Source organism: Kitasatospora sp. NPDC004531 (genome assembly GCF_053602195.1).
In genome coordinates this window covers 1-18,310 of record NZ_JBSGDD010000037.1, presented here as the reverse complement: position 1 = coordinate 18,310, position 18,310 = coordinate 1, and the positions used below count along the sequence as shown (strand labels likewise).

Annotated in this window: 19 protein-coding genes; 11 read left to right on the top strand and 8 right to left on the bottom strand. The window is 73.3% G+C overall.

The genetic code is table 11. The annotated features are described in order from the left end of the window. Positions 1–58: 58 nt before the first annotated feature. The 4 genes from ACWEMJ_RS17115 (at position 59) to ACWEMJ_RS17100 (ending at position 3,102) form a co-directional block, all read left to right on the top strand. Positions 59–811, top strand: a complete 753-nt coding sequence (locus ACWEMJ_RS17115) for a DUF6879 family protein (RefSeq protein ID WP_452137858.1) — start codon at positions 59–61, stop codon at positions 809–811. Next, positions 808–1,650, top strand: a complete 843-nt coding sequence (locus ACWEMJ_RS17110) for a helix-turn-helix domain-containing protein (protein ID WP_452137857.1) — start codon at positions 808–810, stop codon at positions 1,648–1,650. Before ACWEMJ_RS17115 ends, ACWEMJ_RS17110 begins: the two co-directional genes overlap by 4 nt. A gap of 143 nt (positions 1,651–1,793) precedes the next feature. Beyond that, positions 1,794–1,952 carry a hypothetical protein gene (locus ACWEMJ_RS17105; protein ID WP_452137856.1) on the top strand — a complete coding sequence of 53 codons (159 nt, stop codon included), beginning with the start codon at positions 1,794–1,796 and terminating at the stop codon, positions 1,950–1,952. Between the two features lie 4 nt (positions 1,953–1,956). Beyond that, positions 1,957–3,102 (top strand): methyltransferase domain-containing protein, encoded by a 1,146-nt coding sequence (locus tag ACWEMJ_RS17100; protein WP_452137855.1) that lies wholly within the window; start codon positions 1,957–1,959, stop codon positions 3,100–3,102. 9 nt (positions 3,103–3,111) lie between these two features. On the opposite strand, the gene ACWEMJ_RS17095 is transcribed toward ACWEMJ_RS17100, so the two are convergent. Beyond that, complete coding sequence (locus ACWEMJ_RS17095; protein WP_452137854.1) at positions 3,112–3,636, bottom strand: anthrone oxygenase family protein; 525 nt, start codon at positions 3,634–3,636, stop codon at positions 3,112–3,114. A 103-nt stretch (positions 3,637–3,739) separates the two neighbouring features. On the opposite strand from ACWEMJ_RS17095, the gene ACWEMJ_RS17090 reads away from it, so the two are divergent. Both ACWEMJ_RS17090 and ACWEMJ_RS17085 read left to right on the top strand, forming a co-directional pair. Next, positions 3,740–4,693 carry an AraC family transcriptional regulator gene (locus ACWEMJ_RS17090; protein WP_452137853.1) on the top strand — a complete coding sequence of 318 codons (954 nt, stop codon included), beginning with the start codon at positions 3,740–3,742 and terminating at the stop codon, positions 4,691–4,693. A gap of 95 nt (positions 4,694–4,788) precedes the next feature. Continuing rightward, a complete protein-coding gene (locus ACWEMJ_RS17085) occupies positions 4,789–6,027 on the top strand; it encodes a peptidoglycan-binding domain-containing protein (RefSeq protein ID WP_452137852.1) in 1,239 nt (412 codons plus the stop codon). Between the two features lie 19 nt (positions 6,028–6,046). Here ACWEMJ_RS17085 and ACWEMJ_RS17080 read toward each other — a convergent pair whose 3' ends face one another. Together ACWEMJ_RS17080 and ACWEMJ_RS17075 are read right to left on the bottom strand one after the other, a co-directional pair. Then, complete coding sequence (locus tag ACWEMJ_RS17080; RefSeq protein ID WP_452137851.1) at positions 6,047–6,634, bottom strand: TMEM165/GDT1 family protein; 588 nt, start codon at positions 6,632–6,634, stop codon at positions 6,047–6,049. A gap of 274 nt (positions 6,635–6,908) precedes the next feature. Beyond that, positions 6,909–8,492 carry a dolichyl-phosphate-mannose--protein mannosyltransferase gene (locus tag ACWEMJ_RS17075; protein WP_452137850.1) on the bottom strand — a complete coding sequence of 528 codons (1,584 nt, stop codon included), beginning with the start codon at positions 8,490–8,492 and terminating at the stop codon, positions 6,909–6,911. Positions 8,493–8,736: 244 nt separating this feature from the next. On the opposite strand from ACWEMJ_RS17075, the gene ACWEMJ_RS17070 reads away from it, so the two are divergent. Then, positions 8,737–9,786 carry a DNA polymerase III subunit beta family protein gene (locus tag ACWEMJ_RS17070; RefSeq protein ID WP_452137849.1) on the top strand — a complete coding sequence of 350 codons (1,050 nt, stop codon included), beginning with the start codon at positions 8,737–8,739 and terminating at the stop codon, positions 9,784–9,786. A 103-nt stretch (positions 9,787–9,889) separates the two neighbouring features. On the opposite strand, the gene ACWEMJ_RS17065 is transcribed toward ACWEMJ_RS17070, so the two are convergent. Next, positions 9,890–11,164 carry an MFS transporter gene (locus ACWEMJ_RS17065; RefSeq protein ID WP_452137848.1) on the bottom strand — a complete coding sequence of 425 codons (1,275 nt, stop codon included), beginning with the start codon at positions 11,162–11,164 and terminating at the stop codon, positions 9,890–9,892. A gap of 141 nt (positions 11,165–11,305) precedes the next feature. Between ACWEMJ_RS17065 and ACWEMJ_RS17060 the strand changes: the two genes are divergently transcribed. Then, positions 11,306–11,869 carry a MarR family winged helix-turn-helix transcriptional regulator gene (locus tag ACWEMJ_RS17060; protein WP_452137847.1) on the top strand — a complete coding sequence of 188 codons (564 nt, stop codon included), beginning with the start codon at positions 11,306–11,308 and terminating at the stop codon, positions 11,867–11,869. 104 nt (positions 11,870–11,973) lie between these two features. Here the strand turns inward: ACWEMJ_RS17060 and ACWEMJ_RS17055 are convergent, their stop codons facing one another. From ACWEMJ_RS17055 to ACWEMJ_RS17045, 3 genes are all read right to left on the bottom strand, one after another. Next, positions 11,974–13,779, bottom strand: coding sequence for a glycosyl hydrolase family 18 protein (locus ACWEMJ_RS17055; RefSeq protein WP_452137846.1), 1,806 nt, complete (start codon positions 13,777–13,779; stop codon positions 11,974–11,976). Positions 13,780–14,048: 269 nt separating this feature from the next. Next, positions 14,049–14,567 (bottom strand): FxLYD domain-containing protein, encoded by a 519-nt coding sequence (locus tag ACWEMJ_RS17050; RefSeq protein ID WP_452137845.1) that lies wholly within the window; start codon positions 14,565–14,567, stop codon positions 14,049–14,051. 27 nt (positions 14,568–14,594) lie between these two features. Then, positions 14,595–15,158 (bottom strand): DoxX family protein, encoded by a 564-nt coding sequence (locus ACWEMJ_RS17045; RefSeq protein ID WP_452137844.1) that lies wholly within the window; start codon positions 15,156–15,158, stop codon positions 14,595–14,597. A gap of 118 nt (positions 15,159–15,276) precedes the next feature. Here ACWEMJ_RS17045 and ACWEMJ_RS17040 point away from each other — a divergent pair, with 118 nt between their 5' ends. Next, positions 15,277–15,594, top strand: a complete 318-nt coding sequence (locus ACWEMJ_RS17040) for a barstar family protein (RefSeq protein ID WP_452137843.1) — start codon at positions 15,277–15,279, stop codon at positions 15,592–15,594. A gap of 12 nt (positions 15,595–15,606) precedes the next feature. Here ACWEMJ_RS17040 and ACWEMJ_RS17035 read toward each other — a convergent pair whose 3' ends face one another. Beyond that, positions 15,607–16,032, bottom strand: coding sequence for an Lrp/AsnC family transcriptional regulator (locus ACWEMJ_RS17035; protein ID WP_452137898.1), 426 nt, complete (start codon positions 16,030–16,032; stop codon positions 15,607–15,609). A gap of 175 nt (positions 16,033–16,207) precedes the next feature. Here ACWEMJ_RS17035 and ACWEMJ_RS17030 point away from each other — a divergent pair, with 175 nt between their 5' ends. Both ACWEMJ_RS17030 and kynU read left to right on the top strand, forming a co-directional pair. After that, positions 16,208–17,035: a tryptophan 2,3-dioxygenase gene (locus ACWEMJ_RS17030; RefSeq protein ID WP_452137842.1), complete on the top strand. Its 828-nt coding sequence runs from the start codon at positions 16,208–16,210 to the stop codon at positions 17,033–17,035. Positions 17,036–17,103: 68 nt separating this feature from the next. Further along, positions 17,104–18,276, top strand: coding sequence for a kynureninase (kynU, locus tag ACWEMJ_RS17025; RefSeq protein ID WP_452137897.1), 1,173 nt, complete (start codon positions 17,104–17,106; stop codon positions 18,274–18,276). The last annotated feature ends 34 nt before the right edge of the window (positions 18,277–18,310 follow it).

Below are 18,310 nucleotides of genomic sequence, written 5' to 3'. Positions count from 1 at the left end.
CCGCCCGCCCCCACCCACGGGCATCCTGACGCCGTCCGCCACCAGAAGGGGAACAGACATGACCCGTCGACTGCGCTACATCGGCAGCAACTCCGGCCACAACGGCTGCCCGACGCTGTACGAGGACGAGGAGAGCGGGCAGGTGATCGTGCAGGGCGACCTGGTCACGGACCCGGCCGAGATCGCCCAGCTGCGGAACGTCAAGCCCGGCGAGGGCTTCGTGACCGTGCCCCGCGTCCTGCTCACGGACTTCGCGCCGCGCGCCGCCGAGCGCGAGCGGGTGCTGATCGGCTACGACGAGTTCGAGTCGATGTTCCACACCTTCCGGCACACGGCGTTCCGGCTGGAGACCCGCCGCCAGTACCGGTCCGACCAGGAGACCGAGACCTACCGCAGGTTCGTGGCCGGCGAGGATCCCGGCTGGGACATGGACGATGCCTGGGCCCGCAACCGTCGTGCGCAGTCGGCGCAGGGCAAGCGCTTCGAGCGGGTGCGGATCATGGACAACCCGCCGACCCTCGGCCAGCGCTACCTGCTCGACAACGCCGAGCAGATCGGCACGGTGGGCGAGGACGTCCGCTACCTGTGGCGGGAGGACGCGGACCGGCTGGGCCTGCCGCTGGAGGACGCCTGGGTGTTCGACTCCCGGGTGATCGCCCTGCTGCACTTCTCCGACGACGACCTGCTGACCGACGTCGAGCTGATCACCGACCCGGTCCGGGTCAACCGGGCCTGCCAGGAGCGGGACGCCGCCTGGCACTTCGCCGTGCCGCATCGCGAGTTCCGGGCCGGTGTACCGTCCGGCGAGTGAGCACCGATTTCCAACAGGCCCGATACGCCCTCGGTCTGCGGCTCCGTGAGCTGCGGGCCGAGGGCGGTCTCACAGGCCGTCAACTGGCCGAGCGGCTCGGCTGGGCGCAGTCCAAGGTCAGCAAGCTGGAGACCGGCCGCCAGACCGCCACCCACGAGGACCTGCGGGCCTGGGCGGAGGGTGCCGGGCAGCCGGGGGCGGCGGCCGAACTCTCGGCGCGGCTTCGTGCGTTCGAGACGCAATCCCGGTCCTGGCGAAGGCAGTTGGCGGCCGGTCACCGGCCGGTGCAGGACCGGCTGACGGTCGAGTGCGAGTCGTCGTCCGTACTGCGAGCGTGGGAGGGCGCGATGATCGTCGGCCTGCTCCAGACCCCCGACTACGCGCGCCACATCTTCGAGGCCTACGTCCGCCTGCACCGCTCCCCGCGCGACATCGACGAGGCGGTGCAGGCCCGGGTCCGCCGCCAGGAGCTGCTGTACCGGCGCGGAAAGCGGTTCCACATCGTCATGTGGGAGGCGGCCCTGCGCGCCCGGATCTGCCCGCCGAACGTCATGGCCGCCCAACTCGACCGACTCAGCGGCGTGATCGGGCTCGACAACGTCACGCTCGGCATCGTCCCGTTCGACGCCCCGGTCGAGCTGCCTCCCGCCAACGGGTTCTGGATCCACGACGAGCGCCTGGTCATCGCCGAGGACTGGCACGCCGAACTCTGGCTGGACGACCCGGACAGCGTGGCACTCCATCTGCGGGTGTGGGAGTCACTGAGCCGCGCGGCGGTCCACGGCCCGGCCGCCCAGCGGGTGATCTCCCGCTGCCGCCAGGCCCTGGGCGCCCCCTGAGCCCGAACCTGCGCAAGGAGGCGAATTCCCCGCGCCCGCAGGAGAATCACCGAGAATCGGCCACCTGCCGCGCACACCCCGGCACCTAGCGTGAGCATCGGGCGGGAGTCCCCGTCCGACCATCAGCGCGCCAAGGAGGCACCATGCCCACGTTCGACGACGGCCGACACGCCGGCGGCACCGGCGACGGCACCGGCGGCAGCCCGCAGGACGACAGCAACAGCGGCAACAAGCACGGCGGCGGCGGCAGTGACGAGGGCGGGAACACCTCGGACGGCCAGGGCCCGGCGGAGGGGCGCTGAGGTGGTGACGGCACGTCATCCGGCGGAGGCCGGCCGCGACCGGCTGGCCTCCGCGCTCATCGCCAACGGCTCGTTGCAGCCCGACTGGTTCGCGGCGTACCACGCCGTCCCCCGCCACCTGTTCGTCCCGGACACGGTGTGGCCGGGCACCGCGGACGGCGTGCGGCAGGGCGGCGCGGTGAACCGGCGGGACGATCCGGCGGCCTGGTGGCGGGCGGTGTACGCGGACGTGCCGCTGACCACGCAGTGGGACGACGGGGCGCACGGCGCCGGCACCAGGGGCAGGACGCCGAGTTCGTCCAGCTCGATGCCCACCATGGTGTTCTCGATGCTCGCGGCGCTGGACGTCCGGGACGGCCATCGCGTGCTGGAGATCGGTACCGGCACGGGCTGGAACGCCGCGCTGCTCGCGCACCGCCTCGGCTCGGCGCAGGTCACCACCGTCGAGGTCGACCGGGCCACGGCCGCCGCCGCCCGCCACCGGCTGGCCCGCGCCGGGTACGCGCCCACCGCCGTCGTGGGCGACGGCGCCCGAGGGCACCCGCCGGGCGCGCCCTTCGACCGGGTGCTCGCCACCTGCTCGGTCCGGCAGGTTCCCGCCGCCTGGATCGGGCAGTGCCGCCCGGGTGCGGTGATCGTCGTGCCCTGGGGGCCGGGCTACGGCGGCGAGGCGGTCGCGCGGCTGACGGTCCAGCAGGACGGCAGCGCCCGCGGCCGCTTCGTCCGGTCCTCCGCGTTCATGCGGCTGCGTGCCCAGCGCAGCCCCCGGCCGGGCAGCCTCGCCTACCTGTCGGGGCCGTGGCCCGCCGACGGCGTCCGCTCCACCACGGGCCTGTCACCGGACCGGCTCGGCGACTGGGCCGCCATGTTCGCGATCGGCGTCCGGGTGCCGTCGGCCTTCCCGCTGACGGAGCGCTACCCGGACGGCTCCTACACGCTGTGGCTGCACGACACGGCCGTCACGTCCTGGGCGACGGCCGACTGGGAGCCGGGGCGGACGGAGTTCGAGGTGGTGCAGTCCGGCCCGCGCCGGCTGTGGGACGAGGTGGAGTCCGCGTGGCGGTGGTGGGACGGCCTGGGCCGGCCGGGCTTCGAGCGGTTCGAGCTCGCCGTCGCCCCCGACGGCACGCACACCGTCCGCCCCGACTGACCGGTGCCGTCAGGAGTTTCGGCCGGAGAGGGTGAGCGCCCAGGTCAGGCAGGCGAAGGCGGCGGTGCCGGTGACGGCGCGGGCGAGGTTCCAGCGGACCCAGGTGTCCTCGAACGCGGCGCGGACGGCGGCGGGGTCGGTCAGCCGGTAGGGGTCGCCGGCGGCGGCCAGCCGGTCGTTGAGGGGGACGTTGACCGCGCCGGTGATGACCAGCACGGCCAGGTACAGGACGGCGGCGGCGCCGATCCACAGCAGCACGGTGCGGTCGCCGCCGCGCCACTGGAGGACGCCCGCGGCGACGACGAGCAGCAGCGCGCCGAGGAAGGTGAGCATGAACCAGCCGTTCAGGATGGCCACGTTGATGCGCTGCATGGTGTCGACGAAGGCGCGGTCGTCGACCTTGGCGAGGCCCGGCATCACCGAGCAGGCGTAGGAGTAGAACAGGCCCGCGCAGAGCCCGGTGGCCAGGGTCGCGCCGATCAGCGTCAGTGTGCGGAGAACTGCCATGCCGTGGGCCCCCGTTCGTGTGGTCATGGGGAGGAGTCAACCGGCGGCGGGCCTCAAGATCCATGGCCCGGAAGCTCGTTGGCATGCGCGAGCGTCCAGGGCCGGGCGCCGGGCGTCTACGCTGGCCGCCATGGACGCGCTCGCCGCACTGCTGACCGGCCCCCGGGCCCAAGGGGCGTTCCTGCTGCGGTCGGTGTTCGACCCGCCGTGGGCGATCCGGATCGAGGACCGGGCGCCGCTGACGGTGCTGACCACGGTGCGCGGCGACGGCTGGATCGTCCCGGACGACGGCCCGCCGGTGCCGCTGCGCGCCGGCGACCTGGCGATCGTCCGCGGCCCGGAGCCGTACACCGTCGCCGACCGCCCGCAGACCGCGCCCCGAGTGGTGATCCACCCGGGCCAGGTGTCGGCCACCCCCGGCGGCGAGCGGCTGTGCGAGGAACTCGACCAGGGCGTGCGCACCTGGGGCACCGCCAGGGACGCGGCGACCGTGCTGCTCAGCGGCACCTACCAGCTGCACGGCGAGGTCAGCGGCCGGCTGCTGCGGGCACTTCCGCCGGTGCTGCGGCTGCCCGCCGAGGAGTGGAGCTCGCCGCTGATCGCCCTGCTGGAGGCCGAGATCGGACGCGACGAGCCGGGCCAGGAAGCGGTGCTGGACCGGCTGCTCGACCTGCTGCTGATCTCCGCCCTGCGCAGCTGGTTCTCCCGCGACGCCGGCCGCGCCCCGGCCTGGTACCGGGCGCACGCCGACGCGGTGGTCGGCCGCGCCCTGGGCCTGCTGCACAGCGACCCGGCACGCGGCTGGACGGTGCACGACCTCGCCGCCGAGACGGGCGTCTCGCGGGCCGCGCTGGCCCGGCGCTTCACCGACCTGGTCGGCGAACCCCCGATGACGTACCTCACCAACTGGCGCCTCGCCCAGGCCGCCGACCTGCTCGCCGAACCGGACGCCACCCTCACCGCGGTCGCCCGCCGGGTCGGCTACGGCAGCGGCTTCGCCCTCAGCGCCGCGTTCAAGCGGGTGCGCGGGGTCAGCCCGCAGCAGCACCGCGAGCAGTCGGCCGTGACGGTGGCGGCCGGCTGACCATCGGGCACCCCTGCCCCGGCCGTCCCTGTTGCCCCGTGGGATGGTCCTGCATAATCACCCCGTTCGATCTGCGACCCGAGGAGGACCGGCCGATGTCGGCAGACCGCTGCCCCCGCTGCGGCACCGCGGGACCGGCCGGCAGCTGCGCGTGCCCCGCCGTCTCCCCGGTCGAACAGACCGCCGTCCTCCCGCCGTTGGACGCCCCGCCGCTGGTGCGCCCGTACGTCGCCGGGACGCCCGTGGCGGACGCCGGCGACCCGTTCGCCACCCGGGTGGTGCCCGCGGTGCAGCCGATCACCGCCCAACTGGCCACCGAGCAGCCGCCGTTCGTCCCGCCGCAGCCGTCCGCACCGGGCGCCGTTCCGCCGCCGGTGCCCGGCCGGCCGCCGCACGTTCCGCAGGCGGCCAGCCCGTTCGCGCCGGCCCCCGCGCCGTCGGACGCCGCGACACAGCTGCTGCCGCCCGTCCCCCCGCAGGGGCCGGGCCGCTTCGTGCAGACCGAGCAGGGCCCGCCGATCCCGCTGGGCCGGGTGGTCCCGCCACCGCAGCCGCAGCCCGAGCCGCCGACCGCGCTGATCCCGCCGGTGCCGACCGGTCCCGAACCGGCCACCGCCCTGCTGCCCCCGGTCCCGGCAGGCCCGGCCGGGCCGCCCGCGCCGACCGACCTGGGCATGTTCAACTTCCACGAGGACGAGCCGGCCGGGCCCGCCGGCCGGACCGAGCGCCGCGCGCAACGCCGGCGCAGCGCCGACCGCAAGCGGCTGGTGATCGCGGGCGGCGCGGTGGGCGTGACCGCGCTGGCGGTGATCCTCGCCATGCTGCTGTCCGCCTCGCCGGACTCCGTCGACCACGCGCTGCCCGCGCCGACCGGCCTGGCCCCGTCCCCGGAGACCACGCCGAGCGCACCGCCGAGCACCGAGCCGTCGGCGAGCGCCGACAGCCCGTCGCCGACCCGGGTCTCCGCCCGGCCGTCCCAGACCGTCACCGCCCGCCCGACGACGGCCCCGACCACCCCCGCCGCGCAGGCCCCGCCGACCGTCGCGCCGACCACCGCCCAGCCGTCCTCGTCCGCCCCGAGCCGCACGCTGCAGCGGAACGACACGGGGCCGGAGGTGACGCAGTTGCAGCACCTGCTGGTGACGGCCCTGTGCTACCCGCCCAACTGGCTCAAGGGAGACCTGACCAGAGACGGCGACCCGGGATTCGGCTTGGCCACCCAGAGCCTGCTGTCCGAATTCCAGCGCCGGAGCGGGCTGAAGAACACCAAGGGCGTCTACGACGAACGAACCCGAGCCGCCCTGGAGGCCGCCGCCCAGAACCCGGACTGCTGACCGCGACTGTCGACCGGCGTCAGCCGGTGATCGCCTTGAACAGGCTGAACCCGGCCAGCGCGATCATCGCCAGCGCGGCGATCCGCACGATGACCTTCATCGGCACGTGCCGCAGCAGCTTCTGCCCGCCGACGATGGCGATGCCGCCGACCGCGCACAGCGCCAGCCAGGAGCCCAGGCCGACGGCCAGCGGGTTCGCGTACTTGGCGGCCAGGTTGGCGGTCATGATCTGGGTGAGGTCGCCGAACTCGGCGACGGCAACGATCGCGAAGCTGGTGGCGGAGACCCGCCAGAACGAGCTGTTCTTCGGCTCCTTGCCCTCGCCCTCCTCCTCTTCCTCCTCCTTGTGCCACAGCAGCATGCCGGCGCCGATCAGGAACAGCAGGCCGGTGACGCCCTCCACCCAGCGGTGCGGGAGCAGCGCCAGCAGGCTGCCGGCGACCAGGGCGAGCGCGACCTGCACGGCGAACGCGGCGGCGATGCCCGCGAACACGTAGCTCGCCCGGTACTTGGTGCCGAGGACCAGGCTGGCCAGGGCGGTCTTGTCCGGCAGTTCGGACAGGAAGATGATGCCGAACGTCAGCGCGGCGATGGTCAGACTGTTCATCGGATACGGAGGTCTCTCGGTCTCGGGCCGCCGTGGCACCGGGCACCCGTGGAAGGGGACGCCTCGGCCCGGCAGCACTGGTCATGGTCACAGCACTGCGGCCGAAGGTCTCGCCGACACCCCGCGAGGTGCCCCGGGCGCCGGGCACGTCCGCGAGGGACGGGCCAGTATGTCGACGGTCCGGTGGAGGGCTACTCCCCTTCAACAACGGACCGAGCTTACCGGACGCCGGCCACTGCCCGTCCCGGCCCGTGGCCCCACCTGCGGCGGGCGGTCAGATCCAGCTGGTGAACCACATCCGGTCGCGCCACTCGGACATCGGGATCACCTCCGCCGTGTACAGCGGCAGGAAGTACGCGAAGCAGCCGACGACCGCCAGCACGATCAGCCCGGCCCCGGCCGCCCCCCACCGCCGGCGGCGCGGCGGGCAGCCCTCCGGACCGAGCATCGCGCCCAGCATCTGCGCCAGCGCCAGGCACAGGAACGGCACCAGCAGCACCATGTAGAAGGAGAAGATCGTCCGCTGCTGGTACTGGAACCACGGCAGGTAGATCCCGACCACCCCGGCCAGGATCGCGCCCGACCGCCAGTCCCGCCGGAAGAACCACCGGTACAGCGCGTACGCCAGCGCGAAGCACGCCGCCCACCACAGGAACGGGGTGCCCAGCGCCAGGATCTGGCTCGCGCACCCCTCCGCGGAACGGCAGCCGCGCTGCCCGTCCGCCACCTGCTCCCAGTACATGGAGACCGGTCGGCCCTGCACCAGCCAGCTCCACGGGTTCGACTGGTAGGCGTGCGGGGACGACAGGCCGGTATTGAAGTCGTACATCTGCGCGTGGTAGTGCCACAGGCTGCGCAGCGGCGCGGGCACCCAGCCCATCGGCACCTGCGGCAGCGGGACGTCGACCAGCGGCGTCCGCTCCGGCGACAGCCCGGCCCGGCCGTCCGCCCAGTGCCGGTCGTAGCCGCCGCTGCTCGCGAACCAGCCGCTCCACGAGGCGACGTACACCACCAGCGCGCTGCCCACCATCGACAGCGCCGCCGGCCACAGGTCCCGCCGCACCATCGACTGCCACGGCCGCCACGCCCCGGCCGCCCGCCGCCCGGCCCGGTCCCACAGCAGCGTCAGCACGGTGAACACCGCCAGGATCTGCAACCCGTTCCACTTCACCGCGCACGCCGCCCCCAGCAGCACCCCGGCGGCGACCCGCCACGGCCGCGCCCCGAGCCGCACCTCGTCCCCGGCGCGCCCGCCCTCCGCCCACGCGGCCCGCAGCCGGTCACGCGCGCCGTCCCGGTCGATCAGCAGACACCCGAACGCGGCCAGCACGAAGAACGCCGAGATCCCGTCCAGCAGGCCGACCCGGCTCATCACGAACTGCAGCCCGTCCACGCCCATCAGCAGCGCCGCGACGCACCCGAGCAGCGTCGACCGGAACAGCCGGCGGCCGATCCTGGCCAGCATCAGCACACTCAGCGACCCCAGCACGGCCACCACGATCCGCCAGCCGAACGGGTGCAGCCCCCAGAAGTGCTCCCCCACCGCGATCGCCCACTTGCCGAGCGGCGGATGCGCGACGAACGCGGGCTCCGCGCTGAGCGGGATCACCTGCGGCACCCCGAGGATCAGCTGGTTCGCGTTGTCCGGCCAGACTCCCTCGTAGCCCTGCTGCAGCAGCGACCACGCGTCCTTCGGGTAGTACGTCTCGTCGAACACGAACGCGTTCGGATACGGCAGCCCCCACAGCCGCACCACCCCCGCGAACACCGCCACCCCCACCGCCCCCCACCACCCGCCCCGCTCCCCCGCCCCGACCGCACCGCCCACCCGCCGCCGCCCCTCGACCGCCAGCGCCATATCTCCCCGTCCGCCCGCAAGTTGACGACATGTCCGCAATGTCGCAAATCCTAGCGGCCCAGGGTGCGAAGCCGGGGAGAGCACAACAGGGGCGCGGGGAACTGCGCGAAGGGGAACGCACTCGTCGGAAAGATCGCGACTCACGACAACGACCTGCACGTGCGAGCGCCCACGCGGACCCGCCGGCGCTTGTCGCGCAGCTACGTTTGACCCTCAACCAGGTCGAGCCCCCAGAGTCCCTCCCGTGGAGAACACGTTGCGCACCATCGGCGAAACCGCCCGCGCCACCGGCCTGACCGTCAGCGCCCTGCGTTTCTACGACAGCGCCGGCATCTTCGCCCCCGCCGTGGTGGACCCGCACACGGGCTACCGCTGGTACGCCGACGAGCAACTGCCGGACGCCCGCCTGCTGGCGCGCCTGCGCCGTGTCGGCATGCCGCTCGCGGGAATCGCCAGGATCCTCACCGGCTCCCCGGCCGAGGCCCGCGCCGAGCTGGACGCGCACCTGCGCCGGCTGGAGGACGGCCTCTCCGATGCCCGCCGTGAACTCTCCACTGTCCGTGCCTTGCTCGACTCCAGGGAGTTTCCCATGCCGCAGACCCGTCTCACCGTCCCCGCCGCCCGCCTCGCAGCCGCCCTGGACGCGGTGCGTTTCGCCGCCCCGTCCGACGCCTCGGTGCCCGCCGTGGCGGGGATCTTCCTGGACGCGGAGGACGGCGTGCTGCGCCTGGTCGCCACCGACCGCTACCGGATGGCGGTTGCCGACTGCCCGGCCGCGCTGGACGGCCCGGCCGCCTCCGCGCTGCTGCCGACCGCCCTCGCGGACGCGGCCCGCGCCCTGCTCACCGACGCCGGTGACGACGCCGAGGCCGAACTCGTCCTCGACAGCGACCGGTTCGCCATCCGCGCGGCCGGCCGCGAGCTCTCCGGCGCGGGCGCCGAGCACGACTTCCCGGACTACCGCCGGGTGGTCCGCCTGGAGCCCACCCACCGGCTGACGCTCACGGCCGACCAGCTGCACTCCATGCTGGCCGCCACCGGGCCGGCCACCGCCACCCGCTCCCAGGACGGCGTCGACTTCCCCCTCACCGCCGTGACCGCCACCGCCGCCGACGCCCTCCCGGGCGCCGACCCGACCGAGCTGCTGGTCCACGTCAACCGCGACTTCCTGCTGGAGGCGGTGGGCGGCGCCGACCAGCTCGTCCTCGAACTGACCGGCCCCATCGCCCCGTTGGCGATCCGCTTCCCGTCCCGCGAGGACACCTTCTCCCTCCTGATGCCGACCCGCCACTGACCCCTGCCCCACACACGAAGGGCCGCCCGGCCGGGAGAGATCCTCCCGCCCGAGCGGCCCCGGGCCGTCAGGCACGTCAGCCCCGTCAGCCCCGTCAGCCCCGTCAGGCCACCGCCTCCAGCTCCCGCAGCTCGCGCTGCGGCACCTGGATCACCCGCACGTTGTCCTGCGCGGGCGTCAGGAAGCCGCGCAGCCGAACGGCGAGGGCGACGATCAGCAGCGTGCACAGCGCCATCGAGGCCAGGTAGAGCGGCCAGGTGCCGGAGCCGACCAGCATGACGCCGACGGCCGGGCCGACCGCGACGGCGATCTGCTTCACCAGCGCGTAGCCGGAGTTGTAGGTGCCGACCAGCCGCGCCGGCGCGAGGTCCGCGACGATCGGGCTCATGGTCGGCGCCAGCAGCGACTCGCCGACGCCGAACAGGGCGTAGATCGCGACGATGGCGACCGTCGCGGCCATCTCCTGCTCGCGGATCAGGCCGGCCACCATGGCCATGCCCCAGGCAGCGAGCCAGACCACGCCGGCGGCGGCCATCGCGGTGGTGCGGCGGCGGCGCTCGGTGATCCGGACGACGAACATCTGCAGCACCACGATGGTCAGCGCGTTCGCGCCGATCGCCAGGCCCAGGGTGGACTCCGGGGTGCCCACGGTGTGGGTCGCGAACGCGGCGACGCCGGACTCGAACTGGCCGTAGCAGGTGAAGAAGATCAGCCCGGCGAGCAGGCACAGCCGCAGCATCGCCTTGTCGGCGACCAGCGCCCGCAGCCCGCCCCGGCTCCCGGCGCCGGCCGGCCCGGCCGGCTCGACCTCGGCGGCGGGCATCCTCGCGGTGCCGGTGACGGCGGCCAGCCCGAGGAAGGTCAGCGCCTCGATGGTGAACAGCCTGGTCAGGCTGGCCGGGTCGGCGGTGTCGACGATCTGGCCGCCGACCAGCGCGCCGATGCCCATGCCCAGGTTGACCAGCGTGAACTGGAGCGCGAAGGCGCGGGAGCGCTCGGCCTTGCGGGTGCAGCGGACGATCATCGTGGCGAGCGCCGGCTGGCAGGTGGTGACGCCGGCGCCGAACAGGAAGGAGGAGATCAGCAGCGTGGGCGTGCTCGCGGCCTGGCCGAAGGCGAACGCGCCGGCGGCGGCCATCGCCGTACCGGCCAGCAGCACCGGACGCGGACCGTACCGGTCGATGCCGCGGCCGGTGAACGGCAGCACGGCCAGCGCGGCCAGCGCGAACACGGTGAACACCGCGCCGGCCGCCGCCGAGCCGAGGCCGCGCACCTCGTTCACGTACACGAACATGTACGGCAGCGTGAAGCCGCTGCCGAACGCGCTCAGCGCATTGCCGATCTGGACGCGACGCAGTCGGCCGCCCCACTCCTTCACTTGACACCCCTCGAAGACTCGACGAAAGCCGGGCCCCTGCCCGCCGCTTTACCCCGTAAGATTTCAGACCTAAAGTCTACGCATGGAAACCTTAACGCGTCAAAGGCTTAACAGCTGCACCATGCGTGGAAGAATGACCGTATGAGCGCACGCAGAGCGGAGCCCGCCACACCCACAGAACTCGGCATCGCCGAGCAGGTGGCCCTCTACCAGCGGGAATTCCCCACCGTGGACCCCCAGGTGGAGACCATCGTCTCCACCCTCTCCCGGCTCGCCCGCCGGATGAACGTGGCCTACGGCCGCCAGCTGGCCACCCTCGGCATCACCAACGCCGAGTGGGAGGTGCTCAAGGCGCTGGTGTTCGCCGGCAGCCCGTACCGGCTCGGCCCGGGCGAGCTCGCCAAGCGGCTCGGCCTGACCCCGGCCGCGATGACCCACCGGATCGACCGGATGGTCACCGAGGGCCTGGTCACCCGCGAGCGCGACGAGGCCAACCGGGTCCGGGTGATCATCGAGCTCACCCCGCTCGGCCGCGACAAGTGGATCGAGCTGATGCGGATGGCCGCCGTCTTCGAGGCCGACGTGCTCCGGGACGTCACCGCCGAGGCCCGCCCCGAGCTGGCCGCCACCCTCACCCGGATGCTGCGCCGGATCGAGGAGTCCCAGCCGGACGCCCTCGGCCGCACCGACGACCTGACCTGCTGACCGCCACCTCCCGCACGGCGGAAAACGCGATGAGGGGCGCGGGGAGGGATCTCCCTGCGCCCCTCGTCGTTCGAGAGGTCGTTCAGCTGTCAGTCAGCGCGGGTTCAGCACGGGCCGTTGTCGGTCCAGGTGCCCCACTGGCCGCTCAGGCTGGGGTCCTCGCCGGTGGTCCACCACTTGTTGGTGTAGTAGTGGCCCTTCCAGGAGACCTTGGTCGCGGTGGCGTACACGGTGCCCGCGTTCCAGCTCGGGGCGGCCGAGCAGGCGCCGGTGGACGGCGACGGGGAGGCCGACTGCGACGGCGAGGCCGAGGTCGACGGGGAGGCCGAGGTGGACGGCGACGCGGAGGTCGACGGCGAGGCCGAGGTCGAGGTCGACGGGGAGGCCGAGCCGGTCGGGGCGGCCGGGCAGTTCGCGGCGGAGCCGTTGGTGGCGCTCACCATCTTGTCGAACAGCGCGGTCTGGGTGCCCAGGTCGTACATCGAGAAGGCGAAGGAGCCGCCGAGGCCGTTGCAGTGCGCGTAGTCCAGCTTGGCCTGGATCGACTGGGCGTTCTCGCCCGACCAGAAGGTGGTGCCGTCGTAGAAGTACGCGGCCTTCGCGGCGTCGTCCCAGTAGGTGTAGGCCGGGTTGTCCACGAAGCCGTTCAGCTCCTTGAACATCTTGATGCCGGCCACGTTGCCCGAGTAGCTGCCGCCGGCCGCCGGGCCGGTCGCCGGCTGGAACAGGCCGTGGTTGTTGCCGGCGGTGACGCCGGTCCAGCCGCGGTAGTAGAACGGGACGCCGACGTTGATCTTCTTCGCCGGGAAGCCGCCGGGGATGCCGTACTGCGGGTCACCCACGGTGTACGCCTTGATGGCGTTGTCCAGCGAGTACTTCCCGTTGCCGCCCGGAAGCGGGTTCATCGGGTCGTTCGGGTTGGTGTAGATCGGCGCCTGGTGGTTGGTCGGGCCCTTGGCCTCCCAACCGCCGTGCATGTCGTACGTCATGATGTCGAGGAAGGTCAGGTACTGACCGATCTTGTCGGTCTCGACGTACTTGATCTTGTCCTGACCGGCGCCGACCGCGGCCGCGAGGCTGTAGGTCTTGTTGTCGGTCTTGCCCTGGGCGTCCAGCTGGCTGCGGAACTCGGCGAGCAGCGCGGTGAAGTTCTGCTTGTCGTTGGGCGAGGAGTGGTTGCCGGTGTGGCCGTTGCCGCCCGGATACTCCCAGTCGATGTCGATGCCGTCGAAGATGCCGGCGCCGGTGCCCGGGCCGCCGTAGCCGCCCTGCTGGGGCAGGTTGCCCTTGATGTACAGGTCGACGCAGGAGGACACGAACTTCTTGCGGGACGCGTCGGTGGCCGCGGCGTCGGAGAAGTACTTCGAGTAGGTCCAGCCGCCGATCGACAGCAGCACCTTGAGGTTGGGGTTCTTCGCCTTCAGCTTCTTCAGCTGGTTGAAGTTGCCCACGATCGGCTGGTTCCAGGTGTCGCCCACGCCGTCGACCGAGATGTCGGCGCCGAAGCTCTTCTGGTAGTCGGCGAAGGAGTCGCCCGCGCCGTCACCCGCGTTGGGGTCGTCCTCGTTCTGCGACGCGGCCTTGTTGGCCTCGAAACAGGTGAGGTTGGTGGGGTCGATGTTGCCGAAGTCGTAGATCAGGTAGTCGAGCTTGCCGGCGGCGCCGGTGTCGTTCATGGTCTTCAGGTAGTAGGCGTTGGTGTAGATCGACCACTGGTCGAAGTACGCCACCTTGATGCCGCCGCTGGTGGCCGGCGCGCCGGTCGAGTTGGTGGGGGCCGCCTGGGCGGTGCCGCCGGACAGCGCGAGGGTGCCGCCGAGCAGCAGGGAGGCCGCGGTGCCGGCCGCGAGCGCGGCCCAGCCCTTGGGGCGCCGCCGCGAGGGCGACTCGGGGGTAACGGTACGAAGCATGGCTGCGTGACTCCTGGTTGTGGGGGTCCTGACAAACCCGGGTGCGAACCGTGCGAGGTGGGGCCGCACAGCCAGGGGGCATGACAGGGGAATCGAGCGTTGGCCTGCAATAACGCCAGTGCCGGGATAAGCCGAACCGGCGCCGGTGGTCTGAACCACCAGCGCCGGCCCAGGGGCTCCCTGCACCTGCCAAGTAAAATGGACTAGACCAACTCGGGCGTCAAGAGCGGGATCTGACGCTTACGCCACGCTTAAGGTTCGGTGTCCGGTCAGTACCGCAGGGCGTTGGCCACCACAGCCGTCACGGGACCGTTCAGCGAACGGTTGCTCCGCGCCGTGGCCTGCGCAGTCGCCCCCGCGGCCACCTCCGGCACGTTCACCACGGTGGCGTCCAGCAGGTTCCCCGAGGCGTCGTCGAAGTTGACCTGAATCGTGTACTTGCCAGGCTGGGAGCCGTGGTTGGTGACCGTCAGCGGCACCGACAGCTTCCCGTCCGCGTCGGTGGTCGCCGACCCCAGCGCCACGTCACCGGTCGCGTTCAGCCCGCCCTTGACGTCCGCCAGCGCCGAGGACGCCGCCGCCCGCGCGGACTCGCCCGCCGAGGCCGCCGCCGAACCGATCTTCGCGGTCGCCGACGCCGCCGCCGAGGCCAGCGCGGACGTCGCGTTCTGCAAGGCCGAGGACACCTCCGCCGACGGCTTGCCGTTCGAGGTGCAGCCCGCCAGCGCCGCCGAGCCCAGCAGCACGGCCGCCGTCCAGGCCGCCGCCGTCCGCAACCGTCGCTCCATGTGAATCTCCCTGTCCCGTCGCGGTGCTCAGGAGAGCCCGGTGCCGTTCTCGCCGGTCGCCTCGTCGGCGGCCCGGGCCTCCCGCCCGCGCAGCACGTCCTGACGGCGCGACACCACCGCGACGGCGCCCGCCGCGCTCGCCGCGAACGCCAGCACGCCCATCCATGGGCGGCCCAGCGTGTGCCCGGAGGCCGCGTCCAGCGAGTAGCAGCCCGGGCCGGACACCGCCAGCGCCAGGCCGCAGGCGCCCAGCAGCGCCGGGTACTCGTAGCCGCCGCCGTGCGCGAAGAAGCCCGCCGGGTAGTGCACGGCGATCGCGCCGGCCATCGTCCCGGCGACCACCGACCCGGCCACCGGGGTGGCCAGGCCCGCCGCCAGCAGCGCGCCGCCGCCCGCCTCGCCCAGGGCCGCCGCCAGCGCGCTGCGCTCGCCCGGCTCGAAGCCCATCTGCTCCATGGCCTGCGCGGTGCCCTCCAGGCCGCCGCCGCCGAACCAGCCGAACAGCTTCTGGGCGCCGTGCGCGAACAGGACACCGCCCACCACCGTGCGCAGTGCCAACAAGCCGAGATCGGTGCGGTGCAGACTGGTCATGGTGTTGCCCCTGGGGTGGAGGAGAAGACGTGTAGGGCCCATCCCAGCGCGCGCACCGCCGCCCTTCGACCCGGCGAACCCATCCGGGCGACCCGACCCACCCGCAGGGAGACTCCCGATGCCCACCGCACCGCAGCCGCCCGAGTACGTCCTGCACGGCCGCCGGGTCACCGACGAACCCACCCTGTGGGCCGAACTCGGCCGCGCCGTGCACGCCCCCCGCGGCTACTACGGCAGCAACCTCGACGCCCTCGCCGACGTGCTGCGCGGCGGCTACACCCCCGAGCCGCCGTTCGTGCTGATCTGGCGCGACGCCCTGGTCTCCGCCCAGGCGCTCACCCGCCGGGTGATCGGCCCCGACGAGGAGGAACGTTCCTACTTCGACGCCGTCCTCGACGTGCTGCGCCAGGGCGGCGTCACCGTCCGGCTGCGCTGACCGCCCGCGTGCTCAGGACGCCTGGATCGCCCGCCACGGCACCGGGCTGGACAGGATCATCGAACTGGTCGGCTGCCCGTAGCCGCCCAGCCGGTCGGTCAGCCGCTCGAAGGCCGGCATGTCGGGGACGCCCACCAGCAGCACGCAGCACGCGCCGCCGGTCACCCGGTGCAGCTGGAACACCTCCGGCCAGTGCGCCACCTCCGGGTCGCGCAGCACGCAGCGCGGCCCGTAGCACTGCACCGTCACCAGCGCCATCACCGCGGCCCCGGCCTTCGCCGGGTCCAGGTGCGCGTGGTAGCCGGTGATCACGCCGTCCGACTCCAGCCGGCGCACCCGCTCCGCCACCGCCGGCGGCGACAGGTTCACCCGGCGGGACAGCTCGTTGTACGACAGCCGCGCGTCGGCCTGGAGTTCGGCCAGCAGCAGCCGGTCCACCGCGTCCAAGATCGGGCTCCTTTGTGTTCGTCAGGCGATTCGCCCGAAGTGCCTTTCGAACGACAGGCAGCGGCCGCCGATCGGGCTACGACGCCCATTCAAGAGCAGGCCGCCGCGCCGCACAATGGTGGCGTCCGCCGCACCCCGGGGCGGGCGCGACCAGGAGGTACCGGCCATGACCCGGCAGACCCACCGGCCCCACCTGCGGTTCGGCAGCGACCAGGCACCCGACGCGTCCACCCCGTACGCCCAGTACGTGCGCCTGACCGAGCTGCACTCGCTCCAGCAGCCCCGCAGCGCGGAGCCCTCCGAGTACACGTTCATCGTCACCACCCAGGTGATGGAGCTGCTGTTCGACCTGCTGCACCGCGAGTGGACGACCGCCCGCGCCGCGCTGCGCGAGGACGACCTGACCGGCGCGCAGGCCGCGCTGCGCCGGGGGCAGCACGTGCAGGACGTGCTGGTCTCCTCCTGGGACCTGCTGGCCGCGATGACCCCGAACGAGTTCAACGCCTTCCGGCCGGTGCTCGGCGAGGCGTCCGGCTTCCAGTCCTCGGCGTTCCTGCGGCTGGAGTTCCTGCTCGGCAACAAGAGCGAACGCCTGCTGACCATGTACCAGGACTCCCCCGCCGAGTACGACGAGCTGTTCACCGAGCTGCGCACCCCCAGCCTTTACGACGAGGCGCTGGCCGTCCTCGCCCGGCGCGGCCTGGAGATACCCGCCGGCCCCGCCGCCGCCCGCCGCGAGCACGACGAGGCCGTCGAGGCGGCCTGGCGGGCCGTCTACACCGACCCCGCGCTCGCCGACCTGGCGCGGCTCGGCGAGGCGCTGCTCGACACCGCCGAGCGGGTCACCCGCTGGCGCCAGCGCCACTACTCGGCCGTCAAGCGCACCATGGGCGGCAAGCCCGGCACCGGCGGCTCCAGCGGCCTGAGCTGGCTCAAGCACTCCGCCGACCAGGACGTCTTCCCCGAACTGTGGTCAGTCAGGAACGAACTGTGACAACGCACACCGCCGTCCCCACCCGCGCGGACTGCGCGGCCCGCGACGCCGCCGACCCGCTGCACCCGATGCGCGAGCAGTTCACGCTGCCCGAGGGCGTGCTCTACCTGGACGGCAACTCGCTCGGCGCGCTGCCCCGCCGCACCCCCGGCCACCTGGCGAAGGTGGTGGCCGAGGAGTGGGGCACCGGCCTGATCCGGTCCTGGAACGACGCCGGCTGGTTCCACCAGCCCGGCCGGCTCGGCGACCGCCTCGGCGCGCACCTGCTGGGCGCCGCCCCCGGCCAGGTGGTGGTCTGCGACTCCACCTCCGTCAACCTGTTCAAGGTGCTCGGCGCGGCCCTGCGGCTGCGCCCCGGCCGCAGCGCGCTGGTCGCCGAGCGCGGCGCCTTCCCCACCGACCTGTACATCGCGGACGGCCTGGCCGGCCTGCACCCGGGCGTCCGCCCGGTGCTGATCGACTCGGCGGCCCGGCTGGACGAGGCGCTGGACGCGGACACCGCCGTGGTGCTGCTGTCGCACGTGGACTACCGCACCGGCGAACTACTGGACATGGCAGCCGTCACCGAGCGCATCCACCGCGCGGGCGCGCTCGCCGTCTGGGACCTGTGCCACACCGCCGGGGCGCTGCCGATCGAACTGGACGCGGCGGGCGCGGACTTCGCGGTCGGCTGCGGCTACAAGTACCTGAACGGCGGACCCGGCGCGCCCGCGTTCCTGTACGCCGCCGAGCGGCACCACGCGGCGGCCCGGCAGCCGCTGACCGGCTGGTTCGGCCACGCCCGGCAGTTCGACTTCGAGCCGGGCTACCGTCCCGCCGAGGGCGTCACCCGCTTCCTCACCGGCACGCCGCCGGTGCTCGGCCTGGCCGCCCTGGAGGCCGCGCTCGACGTGTGGGAGCTGGCCGATCCGGCGGCGGTGCGCGCCAAGAGCCTCGAACTCGCCGACCTGTTCCTGGAGTTGACGTCCGACCTGGACGTGGTGCCGGTGACGCCCCGGCAGCCCGAGCGGCGCGGTAGCCAGGTGGCGCTGCGGCACCCGGAGGGCTACCGGATCGTCCAGGCGCTGATCGCCCGCGGCGTGATCGGCGACTTCCGGGCGCCCGACCTGATGCGGTTCGGCTTCACCCCGCTGTACCTGTCCCGGACGGACGTGCACGACGCGGCGGCGGCGCTGCGCGAGGTGCTGGCCTCCGGCGAGTGGCGCGAGGACCGGTTCGCCCGGCGCGGCGAGGTCACCTGACACGCCGGACGGCCGGCTCCCCGCGCGGGGAGCC

Bases quoted from the DNA above. Each gene is read 5' to 3' on its own strand.
- ACWEMJ_RS17115 (WP_452137858.1), top strand. From the start codon at position 59: ATGACCCGTCGACTGCGCTACATCGGCAGCAACTCCGGCCACAACGGC.
- ACWEMJ_RS17105 (WP_452137856.1), top strand. From the start codon at position 1,794: ATGCCCACGTTCGACGACGGCCGACACGCCGGCGGCACCGGCGACGGC.
- ACWEMJ_RS17095 (WP_452137854.1), bottom strand. From the start codon at position 3,636: ATGACCACACGAACGGGGGCCCACGGCATGGCAGTTCTCCGCACACTG.
- ACWEMJ_RS17090 (WP_452137853.1), top strand. From the start codon at position 3,740: ATGGACGCGCTCGCCGCACTGCTGACCGGCCCCCGGGCCCAAGGGGCG.
- ACWEMJ_RS17085 (WP_452137852.1), top strand. From the start codon at position 4,789: ATGTCGGCAGACCGCTGCCCCCGCTGCGGCACCGCGGGACCGGCCGGC.
- ACWEMJ_RS17080 (WP_452137851.1), bottom strand. From the start codon at position 6,634: ATGAACAGTCTGACCATCGCCGCGCTGACGTTCGGCATCATCTTCCTG.
- ACWEMJ_RS17075 (WP_452137850.1), bottom strand. From the start codon at position 8,492: ATGGCGCTGGCGGTCGAGGGGCGGCGGCGGGTGGGCGGTGCGGTCGGG.
- ACWEMJ_RS17060 (WP_452137847.1), top strand. From the start codon at position 11,306: ATGAGCGCACGCAGAGCGGAGCCCGCCACACCCACAGAACTCGGCATC.
- ACWEMJ_RS17055 (WP_452137846.1), bottom strand. From the start codon at position 13,779: ATGCTTCGTACCGTTACCCCCGAGTCGCCCTCGCGGCGGCGCCCCAAG.
- ACWEMJ_RS17050 (WP_452137845.1), bottom strand. From the start codon at position 14,567: ATGGAGCGACGGTTGCGGACGGCGGCGGCCTGGACGGCGGCCGTGCTG.
- ACWEMJ_RS17045 (WP_452137844.1), bottom strand. From the start codon at position 15,158: ATGACCAGTCTGCACCGCACCGATCTCGGCTTGTTGGCACTGCGCACG.
- ACWEMJ_RS17040 (WP_452137843.1), top strand. From the start codon at position 15,277: ATGCCCACCGCACCGCAGCCGCCCGAGTACGTCCTGCACGGCCGCCGG.
- ACWEMJ_RS17030 (WP_452137842.1), top strand. From the start codon at position 16,208: ATGACCCGGCAGACCCACCGGCCCCACCTGCGGTTCGGCAGCGACCAG.
- kynU (WP_452137897.1), top strand. From the start codon at position 17,104: ATGCGCGAGCAGTTCACGCTGCCCGAGGGCGTGCTCTACCTGGACGGC.